General features: G+C 64.8%; 13 protein-coding genes and 3 pseudogenes. 7 read left to right on the top strand and 9 right to left on the bottom strand.

Features of this window, described 5'->3' with window-relative positions; translation table 11 throughout:
- Nucleotides 1-76: 76 nt before the first annotated feature.
- Complete coding sequence (locus tag V1280_RS09965) at nucleotides 77-910, top strand: outer membrane protein (protein ID WP_334522421.1); 834 nt, start codon at nucleotides 77-79, stop codon at nucleotides 908-910.
- A 65-nt stretch (nucleotides 911-975) separates the two neighbouring features.
- On the opposite strand, the gene V1280_RS09960 is transcribed toward V1280_RS09965, so the two are convergent.
- Nucleotides 976-2,052: a serine hydrolase gene (locus V1280_RS09960; protein ID WP_334522418.1), complete on the bottom strand. Its 1,077-nt coding sequence runs from the start codon at nucleotides 2,050-2,052 to the stop codon at nucleotides 976-978.
- A 287-nt stretch (nucleotides 2,053-2,339) separates the two neighbouring features.
- Here V1280_RS09960 and V1280_RS09955 point away from each other — a divergent pair, with 287 nt between their 5' ends.
- From V1280_RS09955 to V1280_RS09945, 3 genes are all read left to right on the top strand, one after another.
- A complete protein-coding gene (locus V1280_RS09955; protein WP_334522415.1) occupies nucleotides 2,340-2,747 on the top strand; it encodes an ArsR/SmtB family transcription factor in 408 nt (135 codons plus the stop codon).
- The gene (locus V1280_RS09950) at nucleotides 2,747-3,238 is read left to right on the top strand and encodes an SRPBCC family protein (protein ID WP_334522413.1); all 492 of its coding nucleotides are present in this window, start codon (nucleotides 2,747-2,749) and stop codon (nucleotides 3,236-3,238) included. The genes V1280_RS09955 and V1280_RS09950 overlap by 1 nt, the downstream gene beginning before the upstream one ends.
- A 196-nt stretch (nucleotides 3,239-3,434) precedes the next feature.
- Complete coding sequence (locus V1280_RS09945; RefSeq protein ID WP_334522411.1) at nucleotides 3,435-4,277, top strand: hypothetical protein; 843 nt, start codon at nucleotides 3,435-3,437, stop codon at nucleotides 4,275-4,277.
- A gap of 3 nt (nucleotides 4,278-4,280) precedes the next feature.
- Here V1280_RS09945 and V1280_RS09940 read toward each other — a convergent pair.
- A pseudogene (locus V1280_RS09940) lies at nucleotides 4,281-4,934 on the bottom strand (response regulator).
- Nucleotides 4,931-6,316, bottom strand: a complete 1,386-nt coding sequence (locus V1280_RS09935) for a sensor histidine kinase (protein ID WP_334522409.1) — start codon at nucleotides 6,314-6,316, stop codon at nucleotides 4,931-4,933. The pseudogene V1280_RS09940 and the gene V1280_RS09935 overlap by 4 nt, the downstream one beginning before the upstream one ends.
- Nucleotides 6,317-6,501: 185 nt before the next feature.
- Between V1280_RS09935 and V1280_RS09930 the strand changes: the two are divergent.
- A pseudogene (locus tag V1280_RS09930) lies at nucleotides 6,502-6,933 on the top strand (DUF2380 domain-containing protein); the annotation flags it as partial.
- A gap of 5 nt (nucleotides 6,934-6,938) precedes the next feature.
- Here V1280_RS09930 and V1280_RS09925 read toward each other — a convergent pair.
- The 3 genes from V1280_RS09925 to V1280_RS09915 are packed head-to-tail and all read right to left on the bottom strand — an operon-like array spanning nucleotide 6,939 to nucleotide 9,975.
- Entirely contained in the window at nucleotides 6,939-7,970 is a 1,032-nt protein-coding gene (locus V1280_RS09925; protein ID WP_334522404.1) for an L-idonate 5-dehydrogenase, read from the bottom strand.
- Between the two features lie 25 nt (nucleotides 7,971-7,995).
- Complete coding sequence (locus V1280_RS09920; RefSeq protein ID WP_334522401.1) at nucleotides 7,996-8,763, bottom strand: SDR family oxidoreductase; 768 nt, start codon at nucleotides 8,761-8,763, stop codon at nucleotides 7,996-7,998.
- A 12-nt stretch (nucleotides 8,764-8,775) separates the two neighbouring features.
- Nucleotides 8,776-9,975: a mandelate racemase/muconate lactonizing enzyme family protein gene (locus tag V1280_RS09915; protein ID WP_334522398.1), complete on the bottom strand. Its 1,200-nt coding sequence runs from the start codon at nucleotides 9,973-9,975 to the stop codon at nucleotides 8,776-8,778.
- A gap of 178 nt (nucleotides 9,976-10,153) precedes the next feature.
- Here V1280_RS09915 and V1280_RS09910 point away from each other — a divergent pair, with 178 nt between their 5' ends.
- Both V1280_RS09910 and V1280_RS09905 read left to right on the top strand, forming a co-directional pair.
- Nucleotides 10,154-10,921, top strand: coding sequence for a GntR family transcriptional regulator (locus tag V1280_RS09910; RefSeq protein WP_334522395.1), 768 nt, complete (start codon nucleotides 10,154-10,156; stop codon nucleotides 10,919-10,921).
- Between the two features lie 24 nt (nucleotides 10,922-10,945).
- Nucleotides 10,946-12,310 (top strand): MFS transporter, encoded by a 1,365-nt coding sequence (locus V1280_RS09905; RefSeq protein ID WP_334522392.1) that lies wholly within the window; start codon nucleotides 10,946-10,948, stop codon nucleotides 12,308-12,310.
- Between the two features lie 9 nt (nucleotides 12,311-12,319).
- Here V1280_RS09905 and V1280_RS09900 read toward each other — a convergent pair whose 3' ends face one another.
- From V1280_RS09900 to V1280_RS09890, 3 genes and pseudogenes are all read right to left on the bottom strand, one after another.
- Nucleotides 12,320-13,570: an arsenic transporter gene (locus tag V1280_RS09900; RefSeq protein WP_334522389.1), complete on the bottom strand. Its 1,251-nt coding sequence runs from the start codon at nucleotides 13,568-13,570 to the stop codon at nucleotides 12,320-12,322.
- A 22-nt stretch (nucleotides 13,571-13,592) separates the two neighbouring features.
- A pseudogene (locus tag V1280_RS09895) lies at nucleotides 13,593-14,871 on the bottom strand (MFS transporter).
- 66 nt (nucleotides 14,872-14,937) lie between these two features.
- Nucleotides 14,938-15,378 (bottom strand): EamA family transporter, encoded by a 441-nt coding sequence (locus V1280_RS09890; RefSeq protein ID WP_334522386.1) that lies wholly within the window; start codon nucleotides 15,376-15,378, stop codon nucleotides 14,938-14,940.
- Nucleotide 15,379: the final 1 nt, after the last annotated feature.

Genomic DNA, 15,379 nt, shown 5'->3' with positions numbered 1-15,379 from the left:
CTAGCCCGTGCCGGAAACACCCGGCCGGTGCATTCGGAAAACGCGCGGTTCGATCGCGTGGGGCAAGGAGACTGGAATGACGAAGTTTTTGCTGGCGGCAGCGATGGCTATTTTGGGCACCGCGTCCGTGCAGGCCGCCGACCTCGCGGCACACTACACCAAGGCGCCGATGATGGCGGCGGCCTACAACTGGACGGGTTTCTACGTCGGCGGCAATGTCGGCGGGCAGTGGGGTAGCGCCGATCCGAGCACTTCGACCGTGTTCTCTCCGACGGGCTACTTCGCGGCCAGCAGCGTTCCTGCCATCGCCGCGGTCGGCGCCCAGGGCGTCAACAGCTCCAGCGTGACCGGCGGCTTCACGGCCGGCTACAACTGGCAGGTCGATCGCGCGGTGCTCGGCCTCGAAGGCGACATCAACTATTTCGGCTTCAAGGGCAGTGCGTCGGGCTCGGCGCTCTATCCCTGCTGCGCGCCGACCGGCTTCACCGTGTCATCGCAGGTATCGGCCGACTGGCTCGCCACCATCCGCGGCCGCATCGGCGTCCTGGCGGCTCCGACCTGGCTGCTCTACGCCACGGGCGGCGCGGCGATCGCAGAAGTGAAGGGCAATTTCAACTTCACCGACACGTTCGCTGCGGCAACCGAGTCAAGCACGATCCGGGACACGCGGGTCGGCTGGACCGCGGGCGTCGGCACCGAATACGCGTTCGGGGGCGGCTGGTCGCTCAAGGCCGAATATCTCTATGTCGATCTCGGCCGAGCCAGCACAACCAGCACGAACCTCGCCGCGTTCGTCCCGGCTATCTCGTTCCCGGCCAACGCTTACACCCACTCGTTCGACATCAAGTCGAACATTGTCCGCGTCGGCGTGAACTACAAGTTCGGCGGACCGGTCGTCGCCAGATACTGATCGGCATCCCGTTCCGGTTTTCGCGTGGAAAGCCCTGGCTTAGCCGGGGCTTTCTGCTTTGACGCTCAACCGCCGTGCGCGACCACGAGATGCGCCAGCGCGGGCAGGATCCTGTAGCGTGCAATCTCGTGCGGATATTCGCCGCGATTGGCGAGCAGCACGATGCCGATCCGGTGCGCCGGCACCAGGCCGATATACCCGGAGGCGTTGTTGAGGCCGCCCGGCTTGTCGACGACGGTGACGCCGGGAAGGTGCACGGTCTCCCAGGCCATGGCCTGGCCGAACGTGGCCTGGCCGAACCTTTGGTCGACGTGGAAACTCTCGCGCTGTGTCATGCGCAACGCTTCGCGCAGCTGCGGATCGATCGAACGGCCGTCGACGGCGGCCGCAACGAAGGCTGCAAGATCCCGCGCGGACGAGAACATCTGGCCGGCGCCGGGGAAGTCGAAATAGCTCTGCTGATCGCCGATCGGTCCGATCGCGGTGCCCTGGTCGGAATAGCCCAGCACGACGCGCTGCATCGCGTCGTCGTCCATGATCGCGCGGTTGTCAGGTCCGCGTTCGGGAATGGAGGTCGCATGCATGCCGAGCGGCGCGAGGATACGGCTCTCGATCAGTCTTGCGACCGGCGTGCGATAGCAGCGCTCGAGCACGAGCTGGAGCAGGACGTAGCCGGCATGACTGTAGATGCGCTGCTTGCCGGGCGCGACGCCCGCGGGCGGCGTCCAGGCGTTGAGCATCGCGATGAATTGCACCTGGGAGTAGGAATCATTCGGCCAGGGTGGGTGATCGGTCGGCAGCAGCAGTCCCGAGGTGTGCGAGGCGAGCTCGCCGACGGTGACGTGGCGGATGTAGTCGCCGTCGAGCTCCGGCAGATATTTGGGCACGGGATCGTCGAGCCGCAGCTCGCCGCGGAGCGTGCCGAGTGCCACCAGCGCCGCCTCGAACGGTTTTCTCAAAGAAGCGAGGTTGAACAGCGTGTCCGGCGTCACTGGCCGCTTGGTAGCGTCGTCTGCGAAGCCGTAGGTGAAGAATTCGACATGGCGGCCGGCATAGAGCGCAGCCGCAAGGCCGCCCGGATGCTCCGGCGTCGCGGTCGGTGCGAGCTCGGCGGCGACGATGTCGCGCATCTGCGCGATCATGTCCGAATCCGCCGATGCGCGGCGTGGCCCGGCCAGCGCGGCCGCGAAGGGAACAAGCGCGGCGCGGGCGAGGGATCGCCTTGTGATTTGCGGTGACGAGATGACAACAGGCGGCACGTGATCCGGTGAATCATACGATGCGCCCCCGGAGACCAGTTTAGCGGGGGCATGCTGGCGTCCAATTCACGATTGCGCGTGCGGGTTCCGTACCGGTGGTCCAAAAAAATACTTAGCTTGTGAGCTAACAATCATTGACGCCGTCTCGCGGCGGGCTTATAGTTAGCTACATGGCTAACCAATTACCCCAGCTCGACCAGGTTTTCGCAGCGCTCGCCGATCCCACGCGGCGGGCGATCGTGATGCGGCTGTGCGCCGGCGAGGCCTCGGTCGGCGAGCTCGCCGAGCCCTTCGAGATGGCGCTGCCGAGCTTCATGAAGCACATCCACGTGCTGGAGGTGAGCGGGCTCGTGCAGTCGGAGAAGTCCGGCCGCGTGCGCACCTGCCGCCTCAGTCCGGATGCGCTCGTCGGTGCGGAAGACTGGTTCCAGCACCAGCGCGCGATCTGGGAGACGCGGCTCGACCGGTTCGAGGCTTACGTGATGAAGCTCAAGAAGGAGAGGGCGGCCGCCAAGCGGCCGTCGAAAACGACCGACAAGACCACCAACAAGCCAAGCAAACGGAAAGGTACCGCGTGATGACGAATGCTGCCAACGCTGCCCTGTCGCAATGGTCGATCGACCGCGAGATCGTGATGTCGCGCGTGATCGACGCGCCGCGCGATCTGGTGTTCGAGGCGTGGTCCGACCCAAAGCATCTGCCGCAATGGTTCGGGCCTAAGGGATTCAAGATCGAGACCTTCGAGATCGACGTGCGCGTCGGTGGCGTCTGGCGCTTCAACATGATCGGTCCCGACGGCACCGTCTATTCGAACCGCATGCGCTTCCGCCGCATCGAACGGCCGTCCTTCATGGAGATGGACCACGGCGCCGACCAGGACGATGACCCCGGCATGTTCCGCTTCACCATCACCTTTGCCGAGCAGAGCAACGGCAAGACCGTGCTGATGATGCGGCAATTGGCAGCGAGCACCGAGCAGCGCGACGGCATGATCGGCTTCGGCGCCGTTGAATACGGCTACCAGACGCTGGATAAGCTCGCTGCGTATGTCGGTGGACTGAAGAAATAAGTCCCCGCGTGATTCGGGGGCGCCCTCGGAAGTGGCGCCCCCGGAATAAGCCTGGAAACGCCGTCGCCTTCGCAATTATGACAACGCGCCGGCCAATTATGACAGCGCCGTCACGCAGATTTTTGTCGCGCCGTGCTGCTGATTTATGACAGAATTACTACCGTTGGATGTCATATTGACTACGGCGGAGCGATTCATGTTGCAGTGGCAGGCACGGTCAAATCCCCTCGCGTGGTGGTGGGGGTCCCTGACGCTTGTCAGTGCGGCGAACATCCTCGTCTGGTTCATGCTGTACCGCGAGTTCTATCCGACCGTCGCGGGCAGCGTCGGCGGCGGTTCGGATATCGGGCTGATGTTCCTGCTCTGCGCGGGCTATGTGTTCGGCTGCGCCTTCCGCTCGGTGCTGCCGCGCGCCGACGTGCAGCGCATCTGTCTGTTCGACACCTGGCTGTCGAGCGTCTTCGTCGGCCGCACAGTCGCAACCATCGCCGAGGTCTGCTTCGCCGCGCAATGGGCGATCATCCTGCATCAGCTTGGTCACATGACCGGCGCCGAGACCGTGGTGAACATCGCGCTGGTGATCGTGCCGATCATCATCATCGCGGAGTGTTTTTCCTGGTACGCGGTGGTGACGACCAACTTCCTCTTCAACGCGGTCGAGAACTCGCTGTGGGCGGTGACCTTCTTCCTCGCCGGCATCGCGCTGTGCCGCTTGATGCCGGAATTCCAGGGCCCGGTGCGCTGGGCGCTGATCGCCGGCATCATCGGCATCGCCTGCTTCCTCGCCTTCCTCGTCACCGTCGACGTTCCGATGTATCTCAGCCGCTGGCGAGCAGGGCACGAAGAGGGCGGCAGGTTCCTCGGCTTCCTCGAAGGCCTGCATGACGTCTCGACGCGCTGGGTGGTGACCCACGACATCGCGCATTGGAAGGGCGAGCTGACCTGGATGTTCCTGTATTTCAGCGCCGCCGTCTGGTCGAGCCTCGCGCTCTGCGCGCTCTACGCCATGGAAGGCTATCTCACGCGCTATCTCGCCTGATATTCAGGCATCGCCAAGATCGAGCTGCGTCAAAATTCCCTGGCGCAGCGCCAGCCGGACCAGCTCGATGTCGGAGCCGACGCCGAGCTTGTCCTTGATCAGCGAATGCAAATTCGCGACCGTCTTCGGGCTGACATGCAGCGTCTCGGCGATCTCCTACGTCGTGTTTTCGGCGAGCAGCAGCCGCAGCACCTCGAACTCGCGTGGCGTGAGCACGTCGGCGGCCGAGCTCTCGCCGCTGATCCGGCTCAGCGCAAGCTCGTGGTCGATATCGGGACTGATCGCGATCTTGCCGGCGAGCACGTCCATCACCGCGCTCACCAGCGTCTCCGGCGGACTGGTCTTGGTGACGTAACCCCTCGCGCCGGCGCGGATGGCCTGCACGGCGAAGCCGGCATTCTCATGCATGGTGAAGACGAGGATCTTGGCAGCCTTGTCCCATTGCCTGATGCGCCTGACGGCCTCGACGCCGCCAATCCCGGGCATGCTGAGATCCATGATGACGAGGTCGGGCGCCTCGGATTTGAACAGCCGATAGGCCTCCGCGCCGTCGCCGGCTTCGGCGATGACGCGCAGACCCGGCTGCTTCTCGAGCACGGAGCGATAGCCCTCGCGGACGACTGAATGGTCGTCGACCAGCAGAATAGTCGCGGTCATGCCGCGTGCTCCAGCACTTGAGGATTGGCGGCTGCAAGCGGAATGACGACGCGCAGCGCGGAGCCACCGTTGAGGCCGGCCTCAAAAGTCAGACGGCCGCGCAGTGCCGCGACGCGCTCACGCATGCCGAGCAGGCCCATGCCGGATTTCGCTGCGGGATCGGTCGAGCGTCCGTCATCGTCGATGGCGAGTGCGATCGCATCGGTCTGCATCGTCAATTCCAGGTTGACCTTGGTGGCGCCGGCATGCTTGGCGGCATTGGTGAGCGCTTCCTGCACGATCCGGTAGAGGCTGGCGCTGATCGTGGCCGGCAGGGTCTCGAACGTGCCGTCGAAACGGATCGCAAAACGGGTCTCACCGCGGCTGCGTCCATTCCAGCCCGCGACGAGGCCTTCGAGGCTGGCGACGAGTCCCAGTTCCTCCACGTCAGGCGGGCGCAGCCGGAACAGTGTGCCGCGCAGCGTCTCCATCATGCCGGTTGCGGTCCGCGCGATGCCGTCGCACTCGCCGAGCAGAGAGGGGCAGTCCTGCGCTGCGGTCTGGCGGGCGGAGGAGGCGAGCGCGCGGATGGCGGCGAGCGACTGGCCGAACTCGTCGTGCAGCTCGCGGGCGAGATGGCGGCGCTCCTCGTCCTGGAGCGCGATCAGTTTTCGCGTCAGCTCGGCGCGCTCGGCAAGCGCCGTGTCGAGGCTCTCGGCGAGATGGTTGAAGACGTCGCGAACCGCGGACAGCTCGGCGAGATCGAATTGCGGTAGCCGCGCGGTGAGGTCGTTGGCGGCAATCCGCTCGAGGCCGGCACGGATCATGCGGGTGGGGCGCAGGGCGCGGGCCAGTGCGGCATAGACCAGGACGCATAACAGCGGCAGCGCGATCGCGAGTGCGAGCATCAGGCGGCCGGCCTCGTGCCAGGCCTCGGCCGTCTGCACGGCCGGATCGACCACGACCACGGCTTCGCCAAGCTTCGTTCCGCGCAGGATCACGGGTCGCGCGGCCTCGCGGCCGGGGTCGAACAGGCTGTGGTAGAACGCCGTGAAGATCTGCGGCGGCGGGTCCTCCGGGATCGGAGCGCCGCTACAGAAGCGCTGGAGCATCTCACCGCTCGTGCCGCGGAAGGCCAGGCACAGGCCCGGCGTCATCACATAGGCCGAAACGGGGTCGAGGTTGGGAAAGTCGGAGCGCGGGCTCGCCGCCCACAGGACCTTGCCCTGTTGCAGTTCCAGCGTCTTCGCCACGATGGCCGCGATGCCGTCGATGCGCGCATGAGCCGCGCGATCGGCCGTGATCAGGAAATAGGCGGAGATCGCGGCGAAGCAGGCGGCCGATATGGCGGCGACGCGCAAGGTCAGGCGGACCTTGAGATCGAATCTCGGGCGGTTCCACATCGGCGGGCACCTGGCGCGAACGGAATTGTCGCCCCCATTAAAGGGCAGAACGTGACCGGCGCAAAGCGACACCCTTACTGCGGTGCAACGTGGTGAAATTTTCCCGGAACTGGTCGGGAGCCTCCCGGCTGCGGCGCAGGAAACGTCCGCCTAGCTTGCGGCCTTTCACTCATGCGAGGTTCGCGATGCGCCGTACCCTGTCGTTGCTGTCTTTCCTTGTTCTTCTCAGCGTTGGGCTCGATGGGTGGGCTGTAGCGGCTGAGGCCACCGCCATTGCGCTCGACGATTTCAGCTATACCGATACGTCGGCCGAGCCGGCCGACCAGAGCGGCGCCCACGAAAAGCGGCTGCAGGCATTCATGGTCGCGCTTCGACGGGACATCGCCGCCGACCCGCGCTACCGGCTTGCGCCGTCCGTGCAGGCAGGGGCGGCGTTCAAGGTCATCGGTGGCATCCAGAAGACGAGCACGCTGGTGCAATGGGCCAAGGTCGCGGTGATCGATGTTGGCGCAAAAAAGGTCGTAATGGACAAGCTCTACACCTTCCGCGGCGACAACGATGAATCGTGGGAGCGTGCCGAGATCTTCGTCTCCCGCGAGGTCATGGCCGCGTTGGCACAGTCCTAGAAGGTGAGTTGCACCTTCATCGACTGCGAACGGTCGCTGGCGAGTTCAAACGCGGCGACCGCGTTCTCGAACGGCATGGTCACCGTGATCAGCGGCTTCACGTCGATCAGACCTTCGCCCATCAGCCGCACCGCGAGCTCGAACTCGGGATCGAAGCGGAAGGTGCCGCGGAGCTGCAATTCCTTGGCAACGATGGAGTTGATCGGCAGCGTCATTTCGCCACCGAGGCCGAGCTGAACCAGCGTCGCGCCGGGGCGGAGCACGTCGAGCGCGGTGCGGAGCGCGGCCTGATTGCCGGAGGCTTCGAACAGCGTGTCGAACACGCCCTTGCCGGCGCGCCAGGGATCGAGCGCGGTGGCATTGGTTGCGACGTTGATCGCATGCGTGGCGCCGAGCTTTTTGGCGACTGCGAGCGGGGCGTCGGCAACATCGGTGACGACGATCTCGGACGCGCCGCCGAAGCGCGAGACAAGAATCATCAGCGCGCCGATCGGGCCGCAGCCGGTGATCAGCACGCGCTTGCCGAGGAGGGGGCCGGCCTGCTTGCCGGCGTGGAGACACACCGCGAGCGGCTCGGCGACCGCGGCTTCCGCCAGCGACAGCTTGTCGGAGATCGGCACCGCCTGCGTTGCATCGACCGTGATGAACTCGCGAAATCCGCCCTGGACATGGGGAAAGCGCATCGCGCTGCCGAGGAAGCGCATGTCGAGGCACTGGTTGCGCAGGCCTTCCTGGCAATGCAGGCACTGGCCGCACGGCTTGCTCGGATTGACCGCGACGCGCGTGCCCGGCTTCACGCCGGTGACGCCGTCACCGATGGCCGCGACGATGCCGGCGATCTCATGCCCCAGCGCCATCGGCTGCTGGATGCGGACCACGCCGAAGCCGCCATGATGATAGTAATGCAGGTCGGAGCCGCAGATGCCGCCATTGGCGATCTTGACGCGGACCTCGCCCGGGCCGGGCTCGGGATCCGGATAGTTGTCGATCCGCAGGTCCTTCGGGGCGTGAATGACGACGGCGCGCATGGTCTCGTTCCCTCAGGTTTCGCGATTACATCGCGGCGATCATGCCGCCATCGACATAGATGATCTGGCCATTGACGTAGGTCGAGGCGTCCGAGGCGAGGAAGATCGCCGCGCCCACCAGCTCGTCCGGCTTGCCCCAGCGCTTTGACGGAATGCGGCCCATCAGCCAGTTGTTGAAATCGGTGTTGTTGACCAGCGCCTCGTTCATGTCGGTGAGCATGTAGCCGGGGCCGATCGCATTGGCCTGGATGCCGTGCTGGGCCCATTCCACCGCCATCGAGCGGGTCAGGTTCTTGATGCCGCCCTTGGCCGCGGTGTAGGGCGCGATCGTCGGGCGCGCGAGCTCGCTGCCGAGCGAGCCTATGTTGATGATCTTGCCGTGCTTGCGCGGGATCATGCGCTTGCCGGCCTCGCGGCCGATCACGAAGGCGCTGGTGAGATCGGTCTCGATCACCTTGCGCCACTCGTCGGTGGTGAACTCGACCAGCGGCTTGCGGTGCTGGATGCCGGCATTGTTGACGAGAATGTCGACCGCGAGCCCTTCGCGGTCGAAGCGCTCGAAGGCGGCGACGATCGCGGGCTCATCGGTGACGTTGAACGCCGCGCCCTCGGCCTGATGTCCGGCGGCGCGAAACTCGGCGACAGCCTGCTCGACGCGCTTGGGATCGACGCCGTTGATGATGATTTTTGCGCCGGCCTTGGCCATGCCCTCGGCGATGGCGCGGCCGAGCCCGCGGGAAGAGCCGGTCACGAGCGCGGTGCGGCCGGAAAGGTCGAAGAGGGCGGTGCTCATCTCAAAAAATCCTCAAGCGTTGGAGCGACGCACGGTCAGATCGGAGCGATCGAATACGGCGGGCAGAAGATCGACGCCAAGGCCGGGGCCTTCCATCGGGAAGACATAGCCGTCCTTGATCGTTGGCATCGTGGTGACGAGTTCGTTGTACCAGCCCTTGTAGAAGGCGCGCACGGATTCCTGGATCAGCGTGTTGGGCTGGCTGAACGACATGTGGATGGCGGCGATGAAGCCGATCGGGCCGATGCAGTCATGCGGCGCGAAGGGCCGGTGATAGGTCTCGGCCATCGCGGCGATCTTGCGGCCCTCGGTGAGGCCGCCGGTCCAGCACAGATCGGCCATCACCACGTGCATGGCGTCGCGGTCCAGCATGTCCTTGTAGGGGAAGCGCGAGCCCAGCGTCTCGCTGGCGCAGACCCAGACGTCGGTCGAGCGGGCATATTCGGCCAGCGCCTGGGGCGAGTTCATGCGGATCGGGTCTTCGTACCAGGTCGGCTTGTAGGGCTCGAGCGCGCGGGCGATCTGCTTTGCGGTCGGCAAATTCCACAGCGAATGGAGCTCGACCATGATCTCCATCTTGTCGCCGACGGCTTTGCGGATCTTCTCGAACGGCTCGATCGCCTGCTTCATCTGGGCGGCCGTGATGTAGAGACCCTTGTTCTCCTGCGCCGCCGGATCGAACGGCCAGATCTTCATCGCCGAAATGCCGCTTTCCAGGAGGTTTTCGGCGAGTGCATCGGCGCGGTTCATGAAGCCGTCGAGATCCTCGTACGGACCCTTGTTGGCACCGAGATTCCAGTTCGAGACCGGGCTGATATTGGTGGAGCGGACATATTGCGTGCCGGCGCAGGTGTTGTAGATGCGCTGCTTGTCGCGGCAGAGGCCGCCAAGCATCTGGTGCACCGGCTGATTGCAGACCTTGCCGAACAGATCCCACAGCGCGATGTCGATCGCCGACGCCGCGCGATATTCCACGCCGGTCGAGGACTGCGCCATCGGCAGGTTCAGCATGTCGCGATGGATCGCCTCGATATGGAGGGGGTTACGGCCGAGCAGGCGACCGGCAAAGGTGTCGTGGATCTGCGCTTCGACTGCGCCGGCACCATAAAAGGTTTCGCCGAGACCGATCATGCCCGTATCGGTGTGAACGCGCACCCAGATGACGTTGGAGAATTCCTCGGTGCGCAGTGTCTCGATCGACGTGATCTTCACGGCAATTGTCCTCCCGTCACAGGCGCCTCGCACCGTCGTGTTTTCATTTTGCGCTGCAACATGCAACGCGTCCGCGAAAGTCTTACGCTTGCTTGTAATATATCACAACATGTTTTAAGGGTGCCACAAATAAGGCGCCGCCCAGCAACGAGAGCGCGGGCTGACGGGAGAGGACGACATGGCACGGCGCAAGCGCACGCTCGAGGTGGTGAGAAACGAGGACGACGGCGAGGGCAAGCCCTCGCGGCGCAACCGTCTCAACTTCTTCGAGCTGGCCTATCAGAAGATCGAGGAGCTGCTCGTTCATTGCGAGCTCAAGCCCGGACAATTCATGACGATGCTGGAGTTGCAGCAGATCACCGGCTTCGGCCGCACGCCGGTGCATCACGCGGTCAATCGTCTCTCCGCCGATACGCTCATCATCATCCGTCCGCGCCATGGCCTGCACATCGCGCCGATCGATCTCGCGCGCGAACGCATGCTGCTGGCCTTGCGCCGTGACATGGAGCGCTTCGTCGTCCGCCTTGCGGCCGATCGCGCCAGTCTCTCGCACCGCAATCAGGCGTTCCACATCGAGCGCTTGCTGCGCGAGCGCCGCGCTACGCTAACCCTCGACGAGTTCAACAGCATCGACCGCCGCATCGACGCGCTGGTGCTGGAAGCCGCGGGTGAGCCGTTTCTGGTGCATACGCTTCGGCCATTGCACACGCTGTACCGCCGCATCGGCTACATCCACCACCGTTTCATGCCGGGGCAGGCCGACCTGTCCGGCACGATCGACCATCATCTTTCCATTCTCAATGCCGTCGCCAACCGCCGCGTCGAGGATGCGGTGAAGGCGAGCGACGCACTGATCGACTACATGGGCGAGATGTTCACGGGCATGGAAACGGGGATCGACCCGCGCCTGCTCGATTGCAGCATCGAGCCGCTGCTCGGTGCGTAAAGAGTTTTGAAGAGAGGACCAAACATGTCAACGATGGCCGTGCCACAACCGACCGCGAGCGAAGCTGCGGTCCGCTACCTCATCACGAACTACAGTCCCAAGGGTAACAAGGTCGGCTGGCTGATGATGGCCTCGATCCTGGTCGAGGCCTGGGACCTCTATTCGATCGCCTTCGTGCTGATCTTCATCAAGGAGCAGTACAATCCTGATCCGCTGATGCTCGGCCTCGCCGCGGCCGGCACGCAGGGCGGCGCGTTGATCGGCGCGCTGCTCGGCGGCTGGCTGTCCGACAAGATCGGCCGCCGCGTGATGTTCCTGGTGACGATGGTGATGTTCATCGTGCTGGCGCTGGCGCAGGCCTTCGTGCCGAGCGTCGGCTGGCTCGTCGTGATCCGCTTCCTGCTCGGCGTTCCCCTCGGCTCGGATATCTCGACCGGCTACACCTACATCATGGAATCCATGGCCAAGGGTGAGCGCGAGGTGATGGGCAATCGCTGGCAGTTCATGTTCGCCGTCGGTGAAGTGCTGACCATCGGTGTCATCGTGATCTTTCTGCTGTTCGACATCCAGCACGAGATGCTGTGGCGTGTGACGCTCGGCCTCGGTGCGGTGCCGGCGCTGATCATCCTGATCATGCGCCACGACGTGCCGGAGACGGCGGTGTGGCTGGTGCAGAAGGGGCGTTATCGTGAGGCCAAGCAGGTCGCGCGCGAGATGTTCAACGACGATCTCGCCATGCTGCCGGACCGGGACGTGCAGGTCCCGAAAGTCAGCACGCGTGCGTTTCTGGCCGACCTCAAGCAGGACCCGATCCGCTGGCGCGCGACGGTCTACGGCTGGATTGCCTGCTTTGCGCAAGGCAGCGAGTTCTCGACCTTCGCGTTCTATTTGCCCGTGCTGTTCGTGATGGTCGGCGTGTCGAGCGTGCTCGGTATCAATCTGGTGACGATGGCGCTGTTCTGCTTCGCCGCTCTGTCCGGCTGGGTCGGTCCGTTGCTGACGCCGAAGATCGGCCACCGCGGCATCGCCATCGCGGGCTTCTCGATCGTGCTGGCCTCGCTGCTGGTCGCAGCTTTCGCGCTCTACACCGACAACAAGACCCTGCTGCCGTTCGCGGCCGCCGCCATGCTGTGGGGCCATTATTGGGACGCGTCGAACTGCATGACGATCCCGACCATGGTCGCCAAGCCGAAGTATCGCGGCACGGCGAGCGGCTTCGCCTACATGTTCGTGAAGTTGCCGTCGTTCCTGGCGATCTTCCTGTTCCCGACGGTGTTCGCTGCGGTCGGGCAGGCCAATGCCACGCTGATGGTCGCGATCTTCCCGCTGATCGGATTGCTCGCCGCACTCTTCATCCTGCCGGAAGTCTACGGCTACGAGAACGATTGATCTTGCAAGCTACCTGATCGCGGCCGCCAACGCAGCGATCAGGGCGGGCGGCGTCACCAGCATGCCGAGCTTGAGGAACGGCCAGGCGCCGACCTCGATCTTCTCGCGGCGGAGCGCGACCAGCCAGAGGATGGTCGCAAGCGAGCCCGTGACCGACAAATTGGGGCCGAGATCGACGCCGATCAGAATGGCGCTGACCACTGGCGTTGGCAGGTGATCGCTGGCCGCGACCGAGCCCGCGACGAGGCCAACCGGCAGATTGTTGGCAATATTGGTGGCCATCGCCGTCGCAATGCCGACGCTCCAGGCGGCCTTCGGGATGGATTGCGCGACCGCCTGATGCAGCAGCGCACTGAGCTGTCCGATGACGCCGGTCTTCACCAGAGCCTCGACCATCACGAAGAGCCCGCCGACCAGCGGCAGCACGCTCCAGGACACGCCCTTCAGAACCGGCAGCGGCGATTGGCGGCTGATCAGCAGCACGATCGCGGCCGTCACCACGCCGCAGATGAAGGTCGGCAGGCCCAGTTGCTTGTCGAGCGCGGAGGCTGTGACCAGGACGACGCCGATGGCGACGATGCCGACGGCCGTCAGCTTGCCGCCGCGACCGAGCTTTGGATGCGGCACGCTGCGTGCGATGGTCTCTTCCTTCAGCGCGCGATGTTGGGTCAGGCGCAGCACGATATAGGTGAGCAGTATCGAGGCCGCCGAGGGCAGGGCGAACAGGCGCAGCCATTCGGTGAGCTGCGGCATGCGCGCGCCGAACACGACGAGATTGGCGGGATTGGAGATCGGCAGCACGAAGCTCGCGGCATTGGCGATGAACGCGCAGACGAACAGATAGGGCAGCGGCTTGGCGCCGGCCGCGCGCGTCGCGGCATAGACTGCCGGCGTCAGCACGATGGCGGTGGCATCGTTCGAGAGCAGCACGGTGACGACCGTGCCGACGATGTAGATCAGCAGGAACAGTCGCTGCGGCGAGCCGGATGCATATTCCACCGCGAGGGCTGCCAGATAATCGAACAGGCCCTCGAGCCGGGCGAGCTCCGCGATCAGCATCATGCCGATCAGGAACAGATAGACGTCGACGCCCTTCTCGATACCGGTGAGTGCATCCTGCCATGGCAGGAGGCCGAGCAGGACGAGGGCGCCGGCGCCGAGCACGGCCCAGATCGCCTCGGGCAGGCGAAAAGGACGGATGATGACGCAAGCGGTCGCGGCGACGATGATGCTCCAGGCCCAGATGGCGTCAAACGGCACGTTCAATCCTTGTGGCGCGAGTTCATTTGGCAGCGATAGCGGAAGCCGACGCCACTGTCTTCCCCCGCGGACGCGGATCGTCGTCTGCGATTTGCCGCCTTTCGGGGAGGGCGAGCAGGCAGATCACGGCGCCGATTGCCGCAATTGTGCCGAGCGTGATGAAGGCCGCGCTGTAACCAGCGCCGACCACGACGAAGCCGGCGAGCGTCGTCGATAACGCGGCGCCAATGCTCTGGGCCGTTATGACAGCACCTTGCGCGACGTTGAAGCGACCCGTGTTGCGCATGAGGTCGGCGACGATCACCGGGAAGATCGCGCCAAAAATGCCGGCGCCGACGCCGTCGAGCAGCTGGACGCCGACCAGCCAGAACGGATTGTCCGAGAGCGTATAGAGCGCGCGCGCGAACGGGCAGTATCAACAGCGCGGCGACGAAGAAGCGCTTGTGGCCCCATCGGTCGGCCTTGGCGCCGACCAGCATCGCGAACGGCACCATCACCAATTGCGCGGCCACGATGCAGGCCGACATCAGGCTGGTGCCCATGTTCTTGTCCTGCAGCGCCAGCTTTTGCCCGACCAGTGGCAGCATCGCGGCGTTGGAAAGATGGAACAGCAATACGCAGATCGCGAAGACGAGCAGGGGGCGACAGGTCAGCAGCACGGCGAGGCCTGACGGCTGCTCGCTCTGTGCATCGGCGTCGTCCAGCCCGCGGGCAAGGTCGTGGTCGATGGCGCGTTCGGGGATCGCCAGGATGCTGACGAGGCTCGCGATCGCCATCGCGCCGAGAAGGTAGAACACGACAGTCGGGCCGAACCAATAAGCGGACACGCCCGCGAGACCGGCCGCAACCGCGTTGCCGGCGTGATTAAAGGTCTCGTTGCGTCCGATCCGTCGGGTGAAGGCGGCATGGCCGAAAATGCCGAGCGAAATGGCGGCGATCGCGGGCAGGAAGATCACGGCGGCAGCCTGCGCGATGCCCTGCGAGATCGCAACGGGCCCGAAGGTCGGAAACAGCGGTAGGGACAACGAGGCGAGGGTCACCATGACGGCAGCAATCACCATCACTGTCCGTTTTGCCCGCGTCGCATCGACCAGCGCGCCGGCCGGCGTCTGCGCCACGATGCCGGCGATGGTCGAAATCGACATCACGAGACCGATCCGCGCCTCGTCCCAGTGCTGCTCGGTGAGGAGATAGACGGCGAGATAGGGGCCGAGGCCGTCGCGGACGTCGGCAAGGAAGAAATTCGCCGCATCCAGCGCGCGGCCGGCCTGCCTTGCCTGATCGGGGTTGTCGCGCGACATCGGTCTCTCGATCGAGGCTGGGAAGTGCTCGGGCAGAAACCGATCTCACGCCACCTTTGTTCCGCCCTAAAACTTCACGGCCAGGAGAACCGCGCCGGCGCCGATCATCGCGATCCCGATCCAGCCCTGTGCCGTCGGCCGCTCGCCGAGAAAGGCAAAGGCGAACAGGGCAACCAGCACGACGCTGAGCTTGTCGATCGGTGCCACCAGTGTCGCGGGTCCGAGTTTCAGCGCACGAAAGTAACACAGCCACGACGCGCCGGTCGCAAGCCCCGACAGCACCAGGAAAAGCCAGGTTTTCGACGAGACCGCCGAAGGTACGGCGAATTGCCCGGTGAAGAACAGCAGCATCGAGAAAGCCAGCAGCACTACGATGGTGCGGATGAAGGTCGCCAGGTCCGGATTGATGTTCTCGACGCCGACCTTGGCGAAGATCGCGGTCAGTGCGGCGAAGCAGGCGGAGAGCAGCGCCCAGCTCTGCCAGGCGGAGAAGATGGCGGGTTTCATG

Origin of the sequence: Bradyrhizobium sp. AZCC 2230, from assembly GCF_036924495.1 — a bacterium.
GTDB classification, from domain to species: domain Bacteria; phylum Pseudomonadota; class Alphaproteobacteria; order Rhizobiales; family Xanthobacteraceae; genus Bradyrhizobium; species Bradyrhizobium rifense.
The sequence above is the reverse complement of the archived record's forward strand: the minus strand, read 5'-3'. Positions and strand labels throughout refer to the sequence as shown.